The organism is Roseomonas sp. F4 (assembly GCF_053891155.1).
In genome coordinates, this window is record NZ_JBSSHK010000004.1 from 252445 (window position 1) to 266650 (window position 14206).

Sequence of the window (14206 nt, forward strand, 5' to 3'; positions counted from 1 at the left end):
GATGGCATGAGCAAGCAGGGCCTGGGCGAGCAGTTCGGCATCGGCCAGCCGGTCCGGCGGAAGGAAGATGTCCGCCTGCTGACCGGCCGCGGCACCTATACCGACGATGTCAACCTGCCCGGCCAGGCGCATCTCGCCATCCTGCGTTCTCCCCACGCCCATGCCCGCATCCTGTCGCTGGACACCACGGCGGCCCAGGCCGCGCCTGGCGTGCTGCTGGTGCTGACCGGCCATGACGCGGCTGCCGATGGCATCGGCCTGTTCCCGGTGATGGTGGATGTGCCGGCGCTGCCCGGCACGGCGCCGATGTACGCCCCGCCGCGCGCCATTCTGCAGACCGAGGCGGTGCGCTTCGTCGGCGATCCCGTGGTCGCCATCGTCGCCGAAACCCGTGCCCAAGCAATGGATGCGCTGGAGCTGGTCGAGGTTGACTACGACATGCTGCCCTCCGTCACCGATACGGCGCGGGCGCTGGACGCGGATGCGCCGGTGATCTGGCCGGAACATGGCAGCAACCTCTGTGTCACCTGGACAAACGGCCGCGCCGCGGAAACCGACGCGGCCTTTGCCAAGGCGCACAAGGTCGCGAAGGTCGAGCTGGTGCAGAACCGCCTGGTCGGCAACCCGATGGAGCCCCGCGTCGCCGTCGGCGCCTTCGACACCGTCCGCGACCGCTACGAGCTGCACAGCCCCAGCCAGGGCGTGATCAAGGTGCGGGAATCCCTGGCGAAATTCATCTTCAAGATCCCGCTGGAGAAGCTGCGCGTCGTCTCGCTGGATGTCGGCGGCGGCTTCGGCCTGCGCGGCAAGAACTTTCCGGAATCCGCCATGGTGCTCTGGGCGGCGAAGAAGCTGGGTCGCCCGGTGAAGTGGCGCGCCGACCGCACCGAGACCTTCCTTTCCGACCCGCATGGCCGCGACCAGGTGACTAAGGCGCAGATGGCCTTCGACGCGAACGGCAAGGCGCTCGGCATGCGCACGGACACCGTCGCGGCGATGGGCGCCTATCTGTTCGACATGGGCCCGCGCATTCCGACCGTGGCCGGCGCGCGCATCGCCGGCACGGTCTATGACCTTCAGGCGGTGAACCTGAACGTCCGCTGTGTCTTCACCAACACGCATTCCACGGATGCCTATCGCGGCGCTGGCCGGCCGGAAATCGCCTATACGGTGGAACGCCTGCTGGATGTCGGCGCCGGGCTTTTCGGCATCGGCAAGGACGAGATCCGCCGCCGCAACTACATCCGTGCCGACCAGATGCCCTATACCAATTGCGTGGGCAACGACCTCGACAGCGGCGATTTCGCCGGCACACAGCAGATGGCGCTCGACCTCGCCGACTGGGAAGGCTTTGCCGCCCGCCGCGCCGCGTCCGAGGCACGTGGCAAAAAGCGCGGTCGCGGCATCGGCTATTTCATCGAAGCCTCGGGCGGCCAGCCGCAGGAATGGGCACGGCTGCATATGTCCGCCGACGGCAAGGCGCGGCTGCATGTCGGCACTTTCAGCCATGGCCAGGGGCATGAAACGGCCTTCGCCCAGATCGTCCATGCCCGCCTCGGCATTCCCTTCGAGGATATCGAGCTGGTGCAGGGCGACACCGATACGGTGGAGCAGGGTTTCGGGACAGGCGGATCGCGTTCCTCCCAGATGGGCGGTGTCGCGACGTCCCGGGCGTCGGAGGCCGTGCTGGCCAAGGCGAAGCGCATCGCCGCGCATCTGCTGGAAGTGGGCAGCGCGGATATCGAGTTGGAGGGCAGCCGCTTCGTCGTCGCCGGCACCGACCTGTCCGTCACCTGGACCCAGGTGGCCGCCGCTGCCGCCGATCCGGCGAAGCTGCCGGAGGGTGAGGCGCCCGGGCTGGATGAGCAGGTGCTCTACAAGCGCAGCACCGAATGCAATTTTCCGAACGGCTGCCATGTGGCGGAAGTGGAGATCGACCCCGAGACCGGCGTGCTGACGGTGGATCGCTACGCGGCCGTGGATGATGTGGGTAATGTCATCAACCCGATGCTGGTGCATGGCCAGTCGCATGGCGGCATCGCCCAGGGCCTCGGCCAGGCCGTGTTGGAACATGCCGTCTATGACAGCGAGTCCGGCCAGTTCCTGACCGCCACCTTCCAGGACTATGCGATGCCCCGCGCGCAGGATCTGCCGGACCTCGCCATCGGCTTCAACATCGTCCCCACGCCGATCAACGAGCTGGGCGTGAAAGGCGCGGGGGAGGGCGGTGCCTGCGGTGCACCGCCGGCCATTGTCTCGGCGGCCTGCGACGCGCTGGGGCTGGACCATATCGACATGCCGCTGACGCCCGAGCGGGTCTGGCGCGCATTGGGGCGCTGACCCTCAATCCGCGAAGGACAGCCGCAGCTCGCCGCCACCGGGGATGGCACGCTGATCCACCCGCTCCGCCTGGCGGGTGGCGAGCCATAGCGCGAAAGCCTCCTGCGCCGCGATGGGGCCTTCGAGGTCGTTGATATCGGGGCGCGCCACCGGCTTCGGCATCGGCGCGCCGGGCCAGGTGGCGGTGACCAGCACATGGTCCGTCGCGTAATGCGCCTGCACCGTCAGCGTCGTGACACCGCGATCCGCCAGCAGCTCCGCCAGTTCCAGCAGGGCATGGCCGACATGGGTCATGGTCTGCCGCTGCGCGCCCCAGGCGCCGCCCAGCGCCTCCACTTGATCGAGTAGCTCCTGGTTCATCCCGGGCCCGGGCGTGAGGACGAAGCTGGCGCGCTGCACCACCAGCGGTGCTGTCAGCAGGTTCAGCAGGATCGCCGCGAGCGCGCCGGCGGTGACCGGCGACCGCAGCAGCGGCGGCAGCATTTCGAAGATCGGCGCATGCAGCAGCGTGCCGAGACCGATGGCGATGCCCAGCCCCACGGTGAAGGTGCGCCGCGCATCCAGCATGCGCGCGCCCATCAGCTGGCAACCGCTGGCGATCATGAAGCAGCACACATACAGAAGCATGGCCGCCGCAACCGGCTCCGGCACCAGAAGCAGCAGCGCCAGCAGCTTGGGGCAGCAGGCCAGCAGCAGCAGCGCCACCGCCGCGCAGATGGTGACCCGGCGTGCCAGCACCCGGGTCGCGATGGTCAGGCCGACGCAGGCGGAAGACGTGCCGGTGGGCGCCGCGCCGACCAGGCCGGACAGGGCCACGCAGAGGCTGCTGGCCATCAGCCCGCGCCGGATCGGCGGCGCATCCGGCCGCAGCCAACTGCCATCCGCCGCGCGCTGGATCGCCACCAGATCGCCGGTGGAGGAGGCCAGCGCCGCCAGCATGGCCACCAGGAAGGGTGGCAGCATGTTCAGGTCGATATGCGCCATGGCCGGCAGCATCGGCTGGGGCAGGGCCAGCCAGCGCGCCTGCCCGAGCAGCGCCGCATCGCCAAGCCCCACATCCAGCGCCAGAGCGGCGGAAATCCCGAGCGCCGCGCCGATCATCACCGCATAGCGGCCGAGCGCGCGCCCCTTCAGCGCCATGGCCATCATCGCCGCCAGCGTGCCGAAGGCGATGATCGGATACAGCATCGAGCCATCCGGCGTGGTGGTGGCGGCGAAGGCGCGTGGCAGCAGGCTGACGCCGATCAGGCAGACGACGACGCCCGCGACCTCGGTCGGCACCAGCTTCTGCATCCGCGGCAAGGCGGCCGTCAGCACCACGCCCGCCAGCCCCGCCACCACCGCCGCCGCACTGACGACCGCGAGGTTCGCCCCGGGTGCGGAGGCCATGTAGACGGCGACGAAGATCGGGGCCGGGATGGAAGCGACCGGATAGCCGGAGCCGATGGGGCCGCGCGGCAGGGCCTGGATCAGCCCGGCAACGCCGATCGCCGCCACCGACAGGGCCAGGAAGTTCAGCAGGTCCAGCGCCAGCAACCCGAACTGCATCCCGACCAGCCCAGGCAGGATCAGATAGATGGACTGGATCGTCACCTGCTGGGCGGCCAGCACCAGCAGCTGCCCCGGCGCGGGCCGATCGCTCAGCCCATGTTCCAACTGGGGTGGACGGGTGATCGGGCGATCACGGCGGGTGGCGAGAAGCAGGCGCAGCAGGCGCGCCGGCGCCATGGCTTGTAGCGAAAGGCGAATGCGTGGCGCTCCTTCCCCCAAAAAGCCCGCCCCAACCGGCCTGCCATGCCAGATCGCCGTTGAAGAAACGCAAAGGCGCTGGGTGGAAGAATGGAACGAAGAAAGTTACGTTACTGGATCGGATGTAGCCTTCATACCTCTATCATGGCCCGATGCCAGCGCAAGCTTTTCAATGGCCTGCCGGGCTTTGCACATGTGCTGCATTTTTGTATTTGGAGATCGAATTTTAAGTAATTTGTGAATCCTGATCCCGCTCCGGCAGCAGCAACACCGTGTGGCGGCGCAGCAGCCAGACGGCACGCTCGAACTGCGCGGTGGCGGCGAACAGGGCGGCACGGGTTGCCGGTGGCCAGGCCGAGCCATCCTGCACCAGGCGCCGCCGCAGGCCGTCCATCATGCCGCCGCGGTCGTCGGCCAGGTCCCGCAGCATCGCCGCATCCTCAGTATCACCTGTCTGCGCCAGTTCCGCCAATTGGCCGAGCAGCAGATGCAGCGCCTCCGCCATGCGCTGCGTCGTCTCGCGCAGCGCCGGGGGCGCCTGACTGGCGGTGAGGGCGAAGTCGCCCAAGGTCTCCCGCAGCGCGCCGAGGCCGGCATTCGCCGCCTCCAGCGTCACGGCCCGGTCCAGCACGGCCCGCCCGCCACCGCGCGCGATGGCCTCGGCGAGGAAGGTCGCGATGGCGCGCTCCAGCGTCGCACCGGCCTGCTGCGCGCGGGCAGCCTCACCGGCCGGGCGTTCCGGCTCCGCCCGCAGCGGATCCACCAGACCGGGCAGGCGGCGCACCAGGCGCAACTGTTCCCGCGCCACCAGGTCCAGCGCCGTCGGCGGATGGTCCAAGGCGCGGTCATACAGATAGCGCGGCCGCGCCGCCTGCTCCGCCGCGCTGTCCGGGCAGAGCCGCGCCAGCAGCGCCAGCGTCCGGCCGGGCGCTGCGATGCCGATCAGTGCGGAGGCCAGTTGCAGCAGGAGGAACAGCACGCCGATCCGCCCTGAGGCCTCCGGCAGCCAGGATGAGAGGGCGGCCATCAGCAGCGGCAGGCCGCTGGCCTGTTCCAGCAGCAGAAGCGCGAGGAACAGCAGCGCGCCCGCGGCCTTCAGCAGGGCCTGGAACACCACCAGCCGCCGCGCCGCGCCATGCAGCCCGGCGGCCAGCAGCAGCACGGCGCCACCCGAGCCCAGCGATGCGCCGCACACCGCGAGCGCCGCCTGGTCCAGGCCGATCACGGCGGAGGCATGCAGGGTCAGCGCCAGGATACTGACGGTGGAGGAGGATTGCGCCAGCAAGGTCACCGCTGCCCCGGCCAGGAAGGCCAGCGGAAGGCCGAAGCCGCCCTGCGGCCCCGCCATCCCCTGCCAGGCCCGCAGCGGCGCCGCGCCTTCCTTCACCAGATCCAGGCCCAGGAAGATCAGGGCCAGGCCAAGCAGCGCGCCGAGCGCCGGCTTGAAACGGTGGTCACGATCGAAGTTCAGCGCACCCATCAGCCCGACCAGGCCGATCACCCAGAGCACCGCGAGATGAATATCGATGGTGGCCAGCAGCACCAGCCCGGCGGTTCCGGGATTGGCGAAGGCGGCCAGCGGTAGCGCCTGGCGCAGGGACAGCACATTGGACTGCACCAGGGCGGTCAGGATGAAGGTCACCGCATTGCTGCTCTGGGTCAGTCCACCCAGCAGCAGGCCGGTGGCGGCGCTGGCCAGGGGGCCGCGCGTGGCCTGGGTCGCCACCGCCCGCATCCGCTGCCCGGCCAGGGATTTCAGATGCGTCCCCAGGCCCTTGATGCCGATCAGGAACAGCCCGATGCCACCCAGCAGCGCCGCCAGAAGATCGGTCAGCACCTCGAAATCCGTGTCATGAATTTATCATAAATCATTGAAATGGCGGCTGATGCCGAGAAACTGCCCGAAGCCTCCGACAAGGTCCAGGCATTGATTCCCGCCGCGGCTCGCTGCGCTTGCTTCGCAACCGAAGCCCCCGGGTTCTTGCTGCAAATTCAAACGCTTCTCGCCATCATGCCGCGCCGGCCCGTTCCGCCCTGCCGCGGATTGCGCTAGCGTCCCGCGAAACGCCGAGAGAGAGCACCGACGTGCCGCCAGCGCTCGACCTGACCTTCCCGCCCGAGACCGAGGAGGTCTCCCGCCTGCTCGATGCGCTGGAGAGCTTCGCCGAGGCGGCGGAGCTGTCGCCCAAGGCCGCGCACCGCCTGTCGGTGGTGCTGGAGGAACTGGCCGCCAATGTCGTCATGCATGGCAGCACCGGCCCCGGCGCCGCCACCTTCATCGCCGTGACGGTGCGGCGGGAGGCGGAGGCGCTGATCGCCACCATCGAGGATGACGGCCGCGCCTTCGACCCCCTGGCCCGCGCCGCGCCGGATACCGAGGCGGAGCTGGAAGATCGCGACATTGGCGGGCTCGGCGTGCATTTCGTGCAGCAGATGACACGCGACCTGCGCTACAGCCGGGAGGATGGCCGGAACCGGCTGGTCGCCGTGCTGGACGCGGCCGGCTGAGCGCCCGGCATGGCTGACACGGCCCTGGCCGTCCCCGCGCTCGGCGCGGTGCAGCAGGGCCTGGCCGGGCTGGCCGGCTTCGCGGAATCGGATGTGCTGCGCAACCGGCTGCTGCGCGCCGCCCCGCTGCTGCCCCGCCTGCCGCTGGACCGCGCCAGCATCGACCATCCGGATTGGGCGGCGCTGCTGGATGCGGTGACGGTGCAGGAGACGCGGATGTTCCGCGCCGCCGCGCAGATCGATACCTTCCGGCATCAGGTCCTGCCAACCCTGGGGGACGGCCCGCTGACCCTGATCTCCGCCGGTTGCGCGACGGGGGAGGAGGCCTGGACGCTTGCCATACTCGCCGCCGGCACCGGCCGGGACTGGCGGGTGGAGGGGCTGGATCTGTGCCGCCCGGCGCTGGAGGCGGCGCGCGCCGCCCGCTACCATCTCGGCCCGCCCGACGCGCTGCGGGAAGTGCCGCCGGCCGACCGGGCCTGGCTCGATATCGCCGATGGCTGGTTCGAACCGGTGGATGCGCTGCGGCCGCAGGTCGGCTTCCGCCGCGCCAATCTGTTGGACCCCGGCCTGCCGCCGGCGGCGGCCGACGCCATCCTGTGCCGCAACGTGCTGATCTATATGACGGAGGAAGGCCGGAACGCCGTCCTGCAACGGCTGGTCGCGGCGCTGCGGCCGGGCGGTGCGCTGCTGCTGGGGCCGACCGACCGTCCGCCGCCGGGGCTGGGGCTGGTGCCCTGGCATCGCGACATCATCGGCATCTGGCGGCGGGTGGGCACGGATGGCTGAGGCATTGCAGGCCGGCGGCCGCATCTTCGCCTTGCCGCCTGGCGCCGTGGCGGTGCCGGCCAGCCTGCTGCGGCCGGCGCCGCTCGCGGGACCCGGGCTGCTTGGCCTCGCGGCCGTTGGCGGACAGGTGCTGCCGGTGCTGGAAGCCGCGCCGGGCTGCGGCGGCGGTCCGGCCTGGGTGCTGTTGGACGGGCCGGGCGGCCGGGTCGTCGTGGCGGGTGAGGCGCTGTGTGACCTGCCCGAATGCGGCGCGCCACCCCTGCTGCCGCCGCGCCCGACCATAAGACGCCCGCCCGCACCTTTGCCGGCCGGCCCCGGCGGCTGGTCCGTGCCCATGCGCGGCGGGGCGCAGCGCCAGGCGGCGATGGCCGCGGAGCTCGGCGCGCTGCGGCTGGTGCTGCCCTTCCCGGCGCTGGAACGGGTGGTGCCGATGCCGGCACTGCGCCCGGCGCCCGCCGCCGGTCCGGCCGCGCTGGGCTATACCGTCGCCGCGGGCTTGCCCGCCCTGGTGCTCGACCCGGCCTGGCTGCTTGGGGCCGAGACGGAGACGGCGGAGGCCACGCTGCTGGTGCTGTTCCGCCATGGCGGCCGCCGGCTCGGCCTGCCTTGCGCCCGCATCGGCCCCGCCCGGCCAGGGGAGCCGACGCTGCTGCAGCGCCTTGATTCGGTGGCGGAGGCGCTGGTCGTCGCCCCTCTGGCCGAGGCCACCGTCCCGCCGCCGCCGGAGCCCAGCCGCGCCTTGCTGCTCTGCACCGCCGGCGGGCAGGCCTTCGCTTTGCCGGTCGAGGAGGTGCAGGCAGTGATCCCACCCATGGTCCCGACCCAGGCGCCGCATAGCCAGGGCGACCGGGAGTTGCCCGGCTTCCGCGGCATCGCGGCGCATCGCGGCGATGTTCTGCCGGTGCTGGATGCGGGGGAACGCCTGGGTGGCGCTTTCGTGCTGGCCTCGCCCCAGGCCGAGGCCCCGCTGCTGCGCCTGGCCGGCGGGCGCCCTGTGGCGCTGGCCGTCAGCCAGGTCACCGGCTTGCGGCGCATCCCCGAGAGGCTGATCTCCGCCGTGGCTGGGGAGGGGCTGGTCTCCGCCGTGGTGGCGCTGGGCGATGTGCCAATGCCGGTCTGCCGTGCTGCCGTGCTGGGGGCATGGCGATGATCCGCGTGCTCGTCGTGGACGACAGCGGCTTCATGCGCATGGCGCTGCGCCGGATCATCGAGGCGGAGGGCGATCTGCGCGTGGTCGGCGAGGCGGCGGATGGCGAGGCCGCGATCGAACAGGCCGCGAAGCTGCGCCCGGATGTCATCGCCATGGATGTGGAGATGCCGAAGCTCGACGGGCTGGAGGCGACGCGCCAGATCATGGCGCTGCCCGATCCGCCCGCGGTGCTGATGGTCAGCCATCATACGCGGGATGGCTCGGCCTCGGCGCTCTCGGCGCTGGATCGCGGGGCGGTGGACTACCTTTGCAAGGATGGCGATCTCGGCGGCGTCGATCTGTCCATGCTCGACCGCGAATTGCGCGGCCGGCTGCGGCACTGGGCGGGGCAGCGGGCCAAGGTGCGGCCGGCGGCGCGCGGTGCCGCCCCGGTGCGGGTGGTGAAGGCGGCGGGGGGCTGCGACGTGGTGGTGCTCGGCGCCTCCACCGGCGGGCCGGACGCGCTGGCCGCCTTCCTCTCCGCCGCCGGCCGGCTGTCCGTGCCCTGTGTCGTGGCGCAGCACATGCCGGCGGACCTGGCGCCGGACCTCGCCAAGCATCTGGCGCGGCTGTCCGGCGTGCCGGTCGGGGTCGGCCAGCCGGGGCAGAAGCTGATGTCGGGGGAGGTGACGGTCATTCCCGGCGGCACCGATGGGCATCTGGCGCGCGGCAGCGGCACGGAGCTGATCTTGCGGCTCGCGGTGGGCGTCGCGGCGGTGCATCCTTCGGTCGACCTGCTGTTCCAGTCGGCGGCGCTGGTGGCGCGGCGCGCGCTGGGCGTGGTGCTGACCGGGATGGGGCGGGACGGGCTGCTGGGGGCGCGGGCGATGCAGGACAGGGGAATGCCGGTGCTGGCCCAGACCGTGGCGAGCTGCGTCGTCGGCGGCATGCCCGGCGCGGTGATCGAGGGCGGGCTGGCCATCGAGACCGCCGACCCGGCGGGCCTCGGCCGGCGCGTGGCGTCCCTGGTGCGGGAGGTGGTGGCGTGACCACCTTGGACCGCGATCTGCTCGAGGCCTTCGTGCCGGAATTCGAGGCGGAAGCGGTGCGCCTCGCCATGGTGCGCGATGCCGCTGCCGCTGGCCGGGCGCTGGACCAGCTTCGCGCCATGGCCGCCGCGCTGGGCGCACCTTCGCTGGCCCTGCTGGTCGACCGCACGACCCAGGCGCTGGACCCGCTGGACTGGCCCGCCTTGCATGCGGGGGCGGAAGCCCTCGCGGCCCAGGCCCGTGCCGTGGGCCTGGCCGGGCGCGACGTGCCGCTGGCCGAAGCCGCGCCGGCGCCCGCTGCGGGGCCCGCCGCGCCGCCCGCCGCCTTCCTGGACCGGGAGATGCTGGAGGCACTGGCCCCGGAATTCGCCGCCGGCTGCGACCGGCTGGCCGCCGCGCGGGATGCGGCGGAGGCCGGCCGCGCGCTGGATGGGCTGCGCGCCATGGCCGGTGCGGTCGGCCTCGCCTCGCTGCTGACGCTGGCGGAGCGCGCCGCCGGGCTGCTGGACCCCTTCGATGCCCGGGGGATCGCCGCACTCGCCGAGGCGTTGGCGGCGCAGGCCGCGCGCATCGTCGCGGCCGGGGCGGATCTCGATGTGCCGGAGACGGCGGCGGAGGCGGTTGCCGCGCCGCTGGACCCCGAATTGCTCACCGCCTTCGCCCCGGAATTCGTCGCCGGCTGTGCCCGGCTGGCCACCGCCACCGATCCCGCCGCGGCTGCCCGCGCGGCGGAGGCGTTGCGCGGGATGGCGGGCGCGCTCGGCCTCGATTCCCTCGCCGTCCTGCTGGAGGGCGTGCCCGCGGAGCCCTTCGATGCCAGTGCCCTGCCGCCTTGCGCGGCCGCCCTGCGCCACCATGCGGAGGCCATCGCTGCCGCCGGCCACGACCTGCCAGTGGAGGCGGTGCCCCTCGCCGCGCCGCGGCGCCGCGTTCTGGTGGTGGATGACAGCGCCATGATGCGCCGGCTGGTGAAGGAAACCCTCGCCTTGGACCCGGATTTCGAGGTGGTGGGGGAGGCGGCGGATGGCATCCAGGCCTTGTTGGCCCTGCAACGCCTGACGCCCGACCTGACCATGCTGGATATCGAAATGCCGGAGCTGGACGGGCTCGGCGTGCTGCGGCGCTGGGCGCTGGAAGGCGGCGGCGCCATCGTCATCGTCTCCTCCGCCGCGCGGCCGGGCAGCGCCACGGCGGTGGAGGCGCGGCGGCTTGGCGTGTCGGGCATCGTGGGCAAGCCCTCCGGCGCGCTCAGCCCGGATTTGCGGGAACGGCAGGGGGCGTCGCTGCTGCGCACGGCGCGCCGCGCCGCCGGCCTGCCCGTGGAGGCGCCGAGGTGATCGAAGACGAAGCCCTCTGGCAGGAATTCGCGGGTGAGTCGGAGGATCACCTCGACACCATCGACCGCATCCTCTCGGCCGGTGAATCGGACCGCTCCGCGGTGGACCGCCTGTTCCGCGCCTTCCATTCTCTGAAGGGCATGTCGGATGCGCTGGGCGCGCCCGGCATGAAGAATGTGGCGCATCGCTGCGAAGACCTTCTGGGCCTGGCCCGCAACGGCAAGCTGGCCGTCGTCGGCGCCGTGGCCGATGGGCTGCTGGCGGCGGTCGATACGCTGCGGCGACAGCGCGCGACGGTGCTGGACGCCCATCGCGACGTGCCGGCCCCCGCCGATCTGCTGGCCCGGTTGGCGGCCCTGGCCGAGGGTGGCCCCATGCCCGCGCTGGCCGCCCCCCAGCCGGCTGCCGCACCGCCACCCAGCCTCGGCGCGGGCGAAGCCCTGCGCGGCGCGCTCGCCTCCCGCTTCCAGAATGCCGCGCCGCTGCTGGCTGGGCTGGTGACGGAACGGCGGGCCGATGCGGTGCGGGAGGCCGGCGAACTGGCGGAGGCCGCGCGTATGCTGGGTCTCACTCGGCTGGCGGAGGCGGTGGACCGGCTCGCGACCGGCGCGGGCACACCGGCCGCGCTGCCGGCGCTGGGTGGGCTGCGGCGCGGGTTGTCGCTGTTGCAGGAGGTGGCCGGGGAGGCGGCGGGGGCAGCGGCGCTGGCCGCGCCTGCGGGCGGTGAATCGGTGGCGCTCGGCCCGCGCCTCGCGGCGCTGGCGCTCCAGCTGGAAGCGGCGCTGGCCGGTGGCGATGCCACCGCCGCCATGGGCGGCGCGATGGAGGCGGCGGAGGTCGCCTGCGCCTTCGGGCTGGATGGGCTGGAACAGCTTCTGCTGGCGCTGGGCGACCTGGCCGATCGTGCCGCCGATCCCGATGCCGCCGCGCTGCTCGCGGCCCAGGGTCCGGCCATCGTCGAGCGGCTGCGCAATGCCTCCGAAGGCGGCCTGGCGGCGCTGCGCGCGGTGGCGGAGGGGCTGCCGGGTGGCGAGACCGCCGATGCGCGCATCCCCACCGCCTTCGCCACGCTGCTCGGCGCAGAGGGTCGCCGGCGGCTGATCGCGGCGGTGGAAGGCGGGCGGTTGCTTGTGCGGCTGCGGCTCGCGATCGGCCTGCCCGCGGAGCTGGAAGCGGCCATCACCGCGGCCCTCGCGGCGGAGGCGGAGGTGCTGACCAGCCGCACCGTGCTCGACGGCCAGCCACCGCATCTCGACATGCTGCTGGCCGGCTCGGCGGACTTCGAGGCTTTGTCCCGCGCCGTCACCGCCGCCGATCCGGCGCGGCGGGCGGTGCTGGACCTGGCCCCGGCGGAGATCGGCCCGGCGCCGGAGGCGGCGCCGCTGCGCAACGCGCCCGTGACCATGCGGGTGCGGCAGGAGACGATCGACCAGATCATCGCCCTGGAAACCGAGGTCCGCGCCGCCGCCCTGGCACTCGCCGAAACCCTGGATGATGGCGGCGCCAGCGAGGCCTTGGCGGCGCTCGGCGCGCTGGAACGGCGACTGCCGGGCGGGGTGGCGCGGGAACTGGGCATGGCGCTCGGCCGGCTGCGGCAGATGCAGGAGGCGCTGGAGCGTGCCGAAACGCGGCTCGCGGTCGGCATGCGCCGGCTGGATGATTCGGTGATGGAGCTTCGGGTGGTGCCCGTCGGCACCCTGTTCGGCCGCCTGCCGCGCGTGGTCCGCGCCGTCGCCCAGGCCTCCGGGCGGGAGGTCGAGCTGGTGATGGAGGGGGAGGACGTGACCATCGACCGCTCCCTGGTCGAATTGCTGGCCGATCCGCTGCTGCACCTGACCCGCAATGCCGTGGACCATGGCATCGAGCCGCCCGAGGCGCGGGAGGCCGCGGGCAAGCCGCGCCGGGGCGTGCTGCGCGTCTCCGCCGCCCGTCGCACCGGCCAGGTGCGGGTGCGCGTCTCCGAGGATGGGCGAGGCATCGACCGGGACAAGGTGCTGGCCCGCGCCATCGCGCGCGGCCTGGTCAGCGCCGAGCAGGCGGCGGCGATGGGGGAGGAGGAGGTCTTTGCGCTTTTGTTCCGCCCGGGGTTCTCCACCGCCGAGGCGGTGACCGAGACCTCCGGCCGTGGGGTCGGGCTGGATGTGGTCCAGGACGCCATCCGCCGCGCCGGGGGCACCGTGGAAGTGGCCAGCAGCCCCGGCCAGGGCACCAGCTTCACCCTGCGCCTGCCGCTGACCGCCGCGGTGCAGACCGTTCTGTTGGTGGAGGCTGCGGGCCACCCCTATGCGCTGCCGGCGGCGCGGGTGGAGGCGGTGCTGGAGGCCGGCGCCTCCGCCGGCTGCGAGGTGCTGGACCTGGCGGAGCTGGTCGGCGGGGCTCGCGGCAAGACATCCGGGGGCGCCATCGTCATCGTGAAGTCCGGCGGCCGCAGCTTCGGCCTGGCGGTGGACCGGGTGCAACGACGCACGGATCTGCTGCTGCGGCCGCTGCATCCGGCCCTGGCGGCCCTACCGGGCATCGGCGGCGTCGGCGTGCTGGGCAATGGCGAACCGGTGGTCGTGCTCGAACCGGATGGATTCGCGCCCGAAGTGGCGATCGGGTGAACGATACGGCGACCGCCCACCGCTGGACTGGCGCGCACAGCGCCGCTAGAGCCGGCGCAACAAGCCGTGTTTGGCGATTCGCCGCGCGGTTTGAGACAGGTCGATCGTCTTTTGGGGAAGGACTGCCCGTGATTGCCCGACGCCACGCGCTTGGAGCCGGCGGCCTCGCGCTGCTACTGGCCGCTTGCGAGAAAATCGTTCCGCCCCGCATCCTGCCAGAGGACGGCACCATCGACCTGCTGACGCTGCTCAGCGGCAAGCCGGAGCATCGCCGCTTCGCCGCCGCCTTGCAGGTGGGCGGCGCTGTGCCGCGCCTGGGCCTGCGCAGCGGCGCGGTGACGCTGTTCGCGCCGGTGAATGAGGGCTTCGATGGCCTGCCGGCCCCCGTGCTCGCGCTGCTGGACAATCCCCCGGCGAACCCCACCGAGGCGCAGCGCGCCCTGGTGCAGCCCATCGTCTTCGCCAATGCGGCCTTCGGCCTGCTGCGCTTCGAGGATATCGCGGCGCGGCGGAACACCGTGGTGACCTGGGATCGTGGCCGCCTGCTGCTGCAGCCCAGCGGCGCCCGCAGCGCGACGCTGACGCGGGAGGGTGTGACCCCGGTGGCTGGCCGCGCGCCCATCACCGTCACCCGCGGCAATGTGCTGGCGGCCGATGGCGTCTTCCACGTGACCAGCGCGCCGGTGCTGCCGGGCTGAGGTT

10 protein-coding genes are annotated in these 14206 nt (G+C 72.6%); 8 read left to right on the forward strand and 2 right to left on the reverse strand.

Annotated features, from left to right (window positions below; all coding sequences use genetic code 11):
* Positions 1-6: 6 nt before the first annotated feature.
* Positions 7-2340 (forward strand): xanthine dehydrogenase family protein molybdopterin-binding subunit, encoded by a 2334-nt coding sequence (locus tag ACVFYP_RS17610; RefSeq protein ID WP_499201504.1) that lies wholly within the window; start codon positions 7-9, stop codon positions 2338-2340.
* Between the two features lie 3 nt (positions 2341-2343).
* On the opposite strand, the gene ACVFYP_RS17615 is transcribed toward ACVFYP_RS17610, so the two are convergent.
* Together ACVFYP_RS17615 and ACVFYP_RS17620 are read right to left on the reverse strand one after the other, a co-directional pair.
* Positions 2344-4068: a solute carrier family 23 protein gene (locus ACVFYP_RS17615; RefSeq protein WP_499201505.1), complete on the reverse strand. Its 1725-nt coding sequence runs from the start codon at positions 4066-4068 to the stop codon at positions 2344-2346.
* A gap of 247 nt (positions 4069-4315) precedes the next feature.
* Positions 4316-5926: a Na/Pi symporter gene (locus tag ACVFYP_RS17620; RefSeq protein WP_499201506.1), complete on the reverse strand. Its 1611-nt coding sequence runs from the start codon at positions 5924-5926 to the stop codon at positions 4316-4318.
* 248 nt (positions 5927-6174) lie between these two features.
* Between ACVFYP_RS17620 and ACVFYP_RS17625 the strand changes: the two genes are divergently transcribed.
* From ACVFYP_RS17625 to ACVFYP_RS17655, 7 genes are all read left to right on the forward strand, one after another.
* The gene (locus tag ACVFYP_RS17625; protein WP_499201507.1) at positions 6175-6597 is read left to right on the forward strand and encodes an ATP-binding protein; all 423 of its coding nucleotides are present in this window, start codon (positions 6175-6177) and stop codon (positions 6595-6597) included.
* 9 nt (positions 6598-6606) lie between these two features.
* On the forward strand, positions 6607-7386 hold the full coding sequence (locus ACVFYP_RS17630) for a CheR family methyltransferase (RefSeq protein WP_499201508.1): 780 nt from the start codon (positions 6607-6609) through the stop codon (positions 7384-7386).
* Entirely contained in the window at positions 7379-8536 is a 1158-nt protein-coding gene (locus ACVFYP_RS17635) for a chemotaxis protein CheW (protein WP_499201509.1), read from the forward strand. The genes ACVFYP_RS17630 and ACVFYP_RS17635 overlap by 8 nt, the downstream gene beginning before the upstream one ends.
* Complete coding sequence (locus ACVFYP_RS17640; RefSeq protein ID WP_499201510.1) at positions 8533-9564, forward strand: chemotaxis protein CheB; 1032 nt, start codon at positions 8533-8535, stop codon at positions 9562-9564. Before ACVFYP_RS17635 ends, ACVFYP_RS17640 begins: the two co-directional genes overlap by 4 nt.
* Positions 9561-10901, forward strand: a complete 1341-nt coding sequence (locus ACVFYP_RS17645) for a response regulator (RefSeq protein WP_499201511.1) — start codon at positions 9561-9563, stop codon at positions 10899-10901. Before ACVFYP_RS17640 ends, ACVFYP_RS17645 begins: the two co-directional genes overlap by 4 nt.
* The gene (locus tag ACVFYP_RS17650) at positions 10898-13504 is read left to right on the forward strand and encodes a chemotaxis protein CheA (RefSeq protein WP_499201512.1); all 2607 of its coding nucleotides are present in this window, start codon (positions 10898-10900) and stop codon (positions 13502-13504) included. Before ACVFYP_RS17645 ends, ACVFYP_RS17650 begins: the two co-directional genes overlap by 4 nt.
* A gap of 128 nt (positions 13505-13632) precedes the next feature.
* Complete coding sequence (locus tag ACVFYP_RS17655; protein WP_499201513.1) at positions 13633-14202, forward strand: fasciclin domain-containing protein; 570 nt, start codon at positions 13633-13635, stop codon at positions 14200-14202.
* Positions 14203-14206: the final 4 nt, after the last annotated feature.

Coding starts and splice junctions, on each gene's coding strand:
- ACVFYP_RS17635 (WP_499201509.1), top strand. CDS start 7,379: ATGGCTGAGGCATTGCAGGCCGGCGGCCGCATCTTCGCCTTGCCGCCT.
- ACVFYP_RS17610 (WP_499201504.1), top strand. CDS start 7: ATGAGCAAGCAGGGCCTGGGCGAGCAGTTCGGCATCGGCCAGCCGGTC.
- ACVFYP_RS17615 (WP_499201505.1), bottom strand. CDS start 4,068: ATGGCGCCGGCGCGCCTGCTGCGCCTGCTTCTCGCCACCCGCCGTGAT.
- ACVFYP_RS17630 (WP_499201508.1), top strand. CDS start 6,607: ATGGCTGACACGGCCCTGGCCGTCCCCGCGCTCGGCGCGGTGCAGCAG.
- ACVFYP_RS17640 (WP_499201510.1), top strand. CDS start 8,533: ATGATCCGCGTGCTCGTCGTGGACGACAGCGGCTTCATGCGCATGGCG.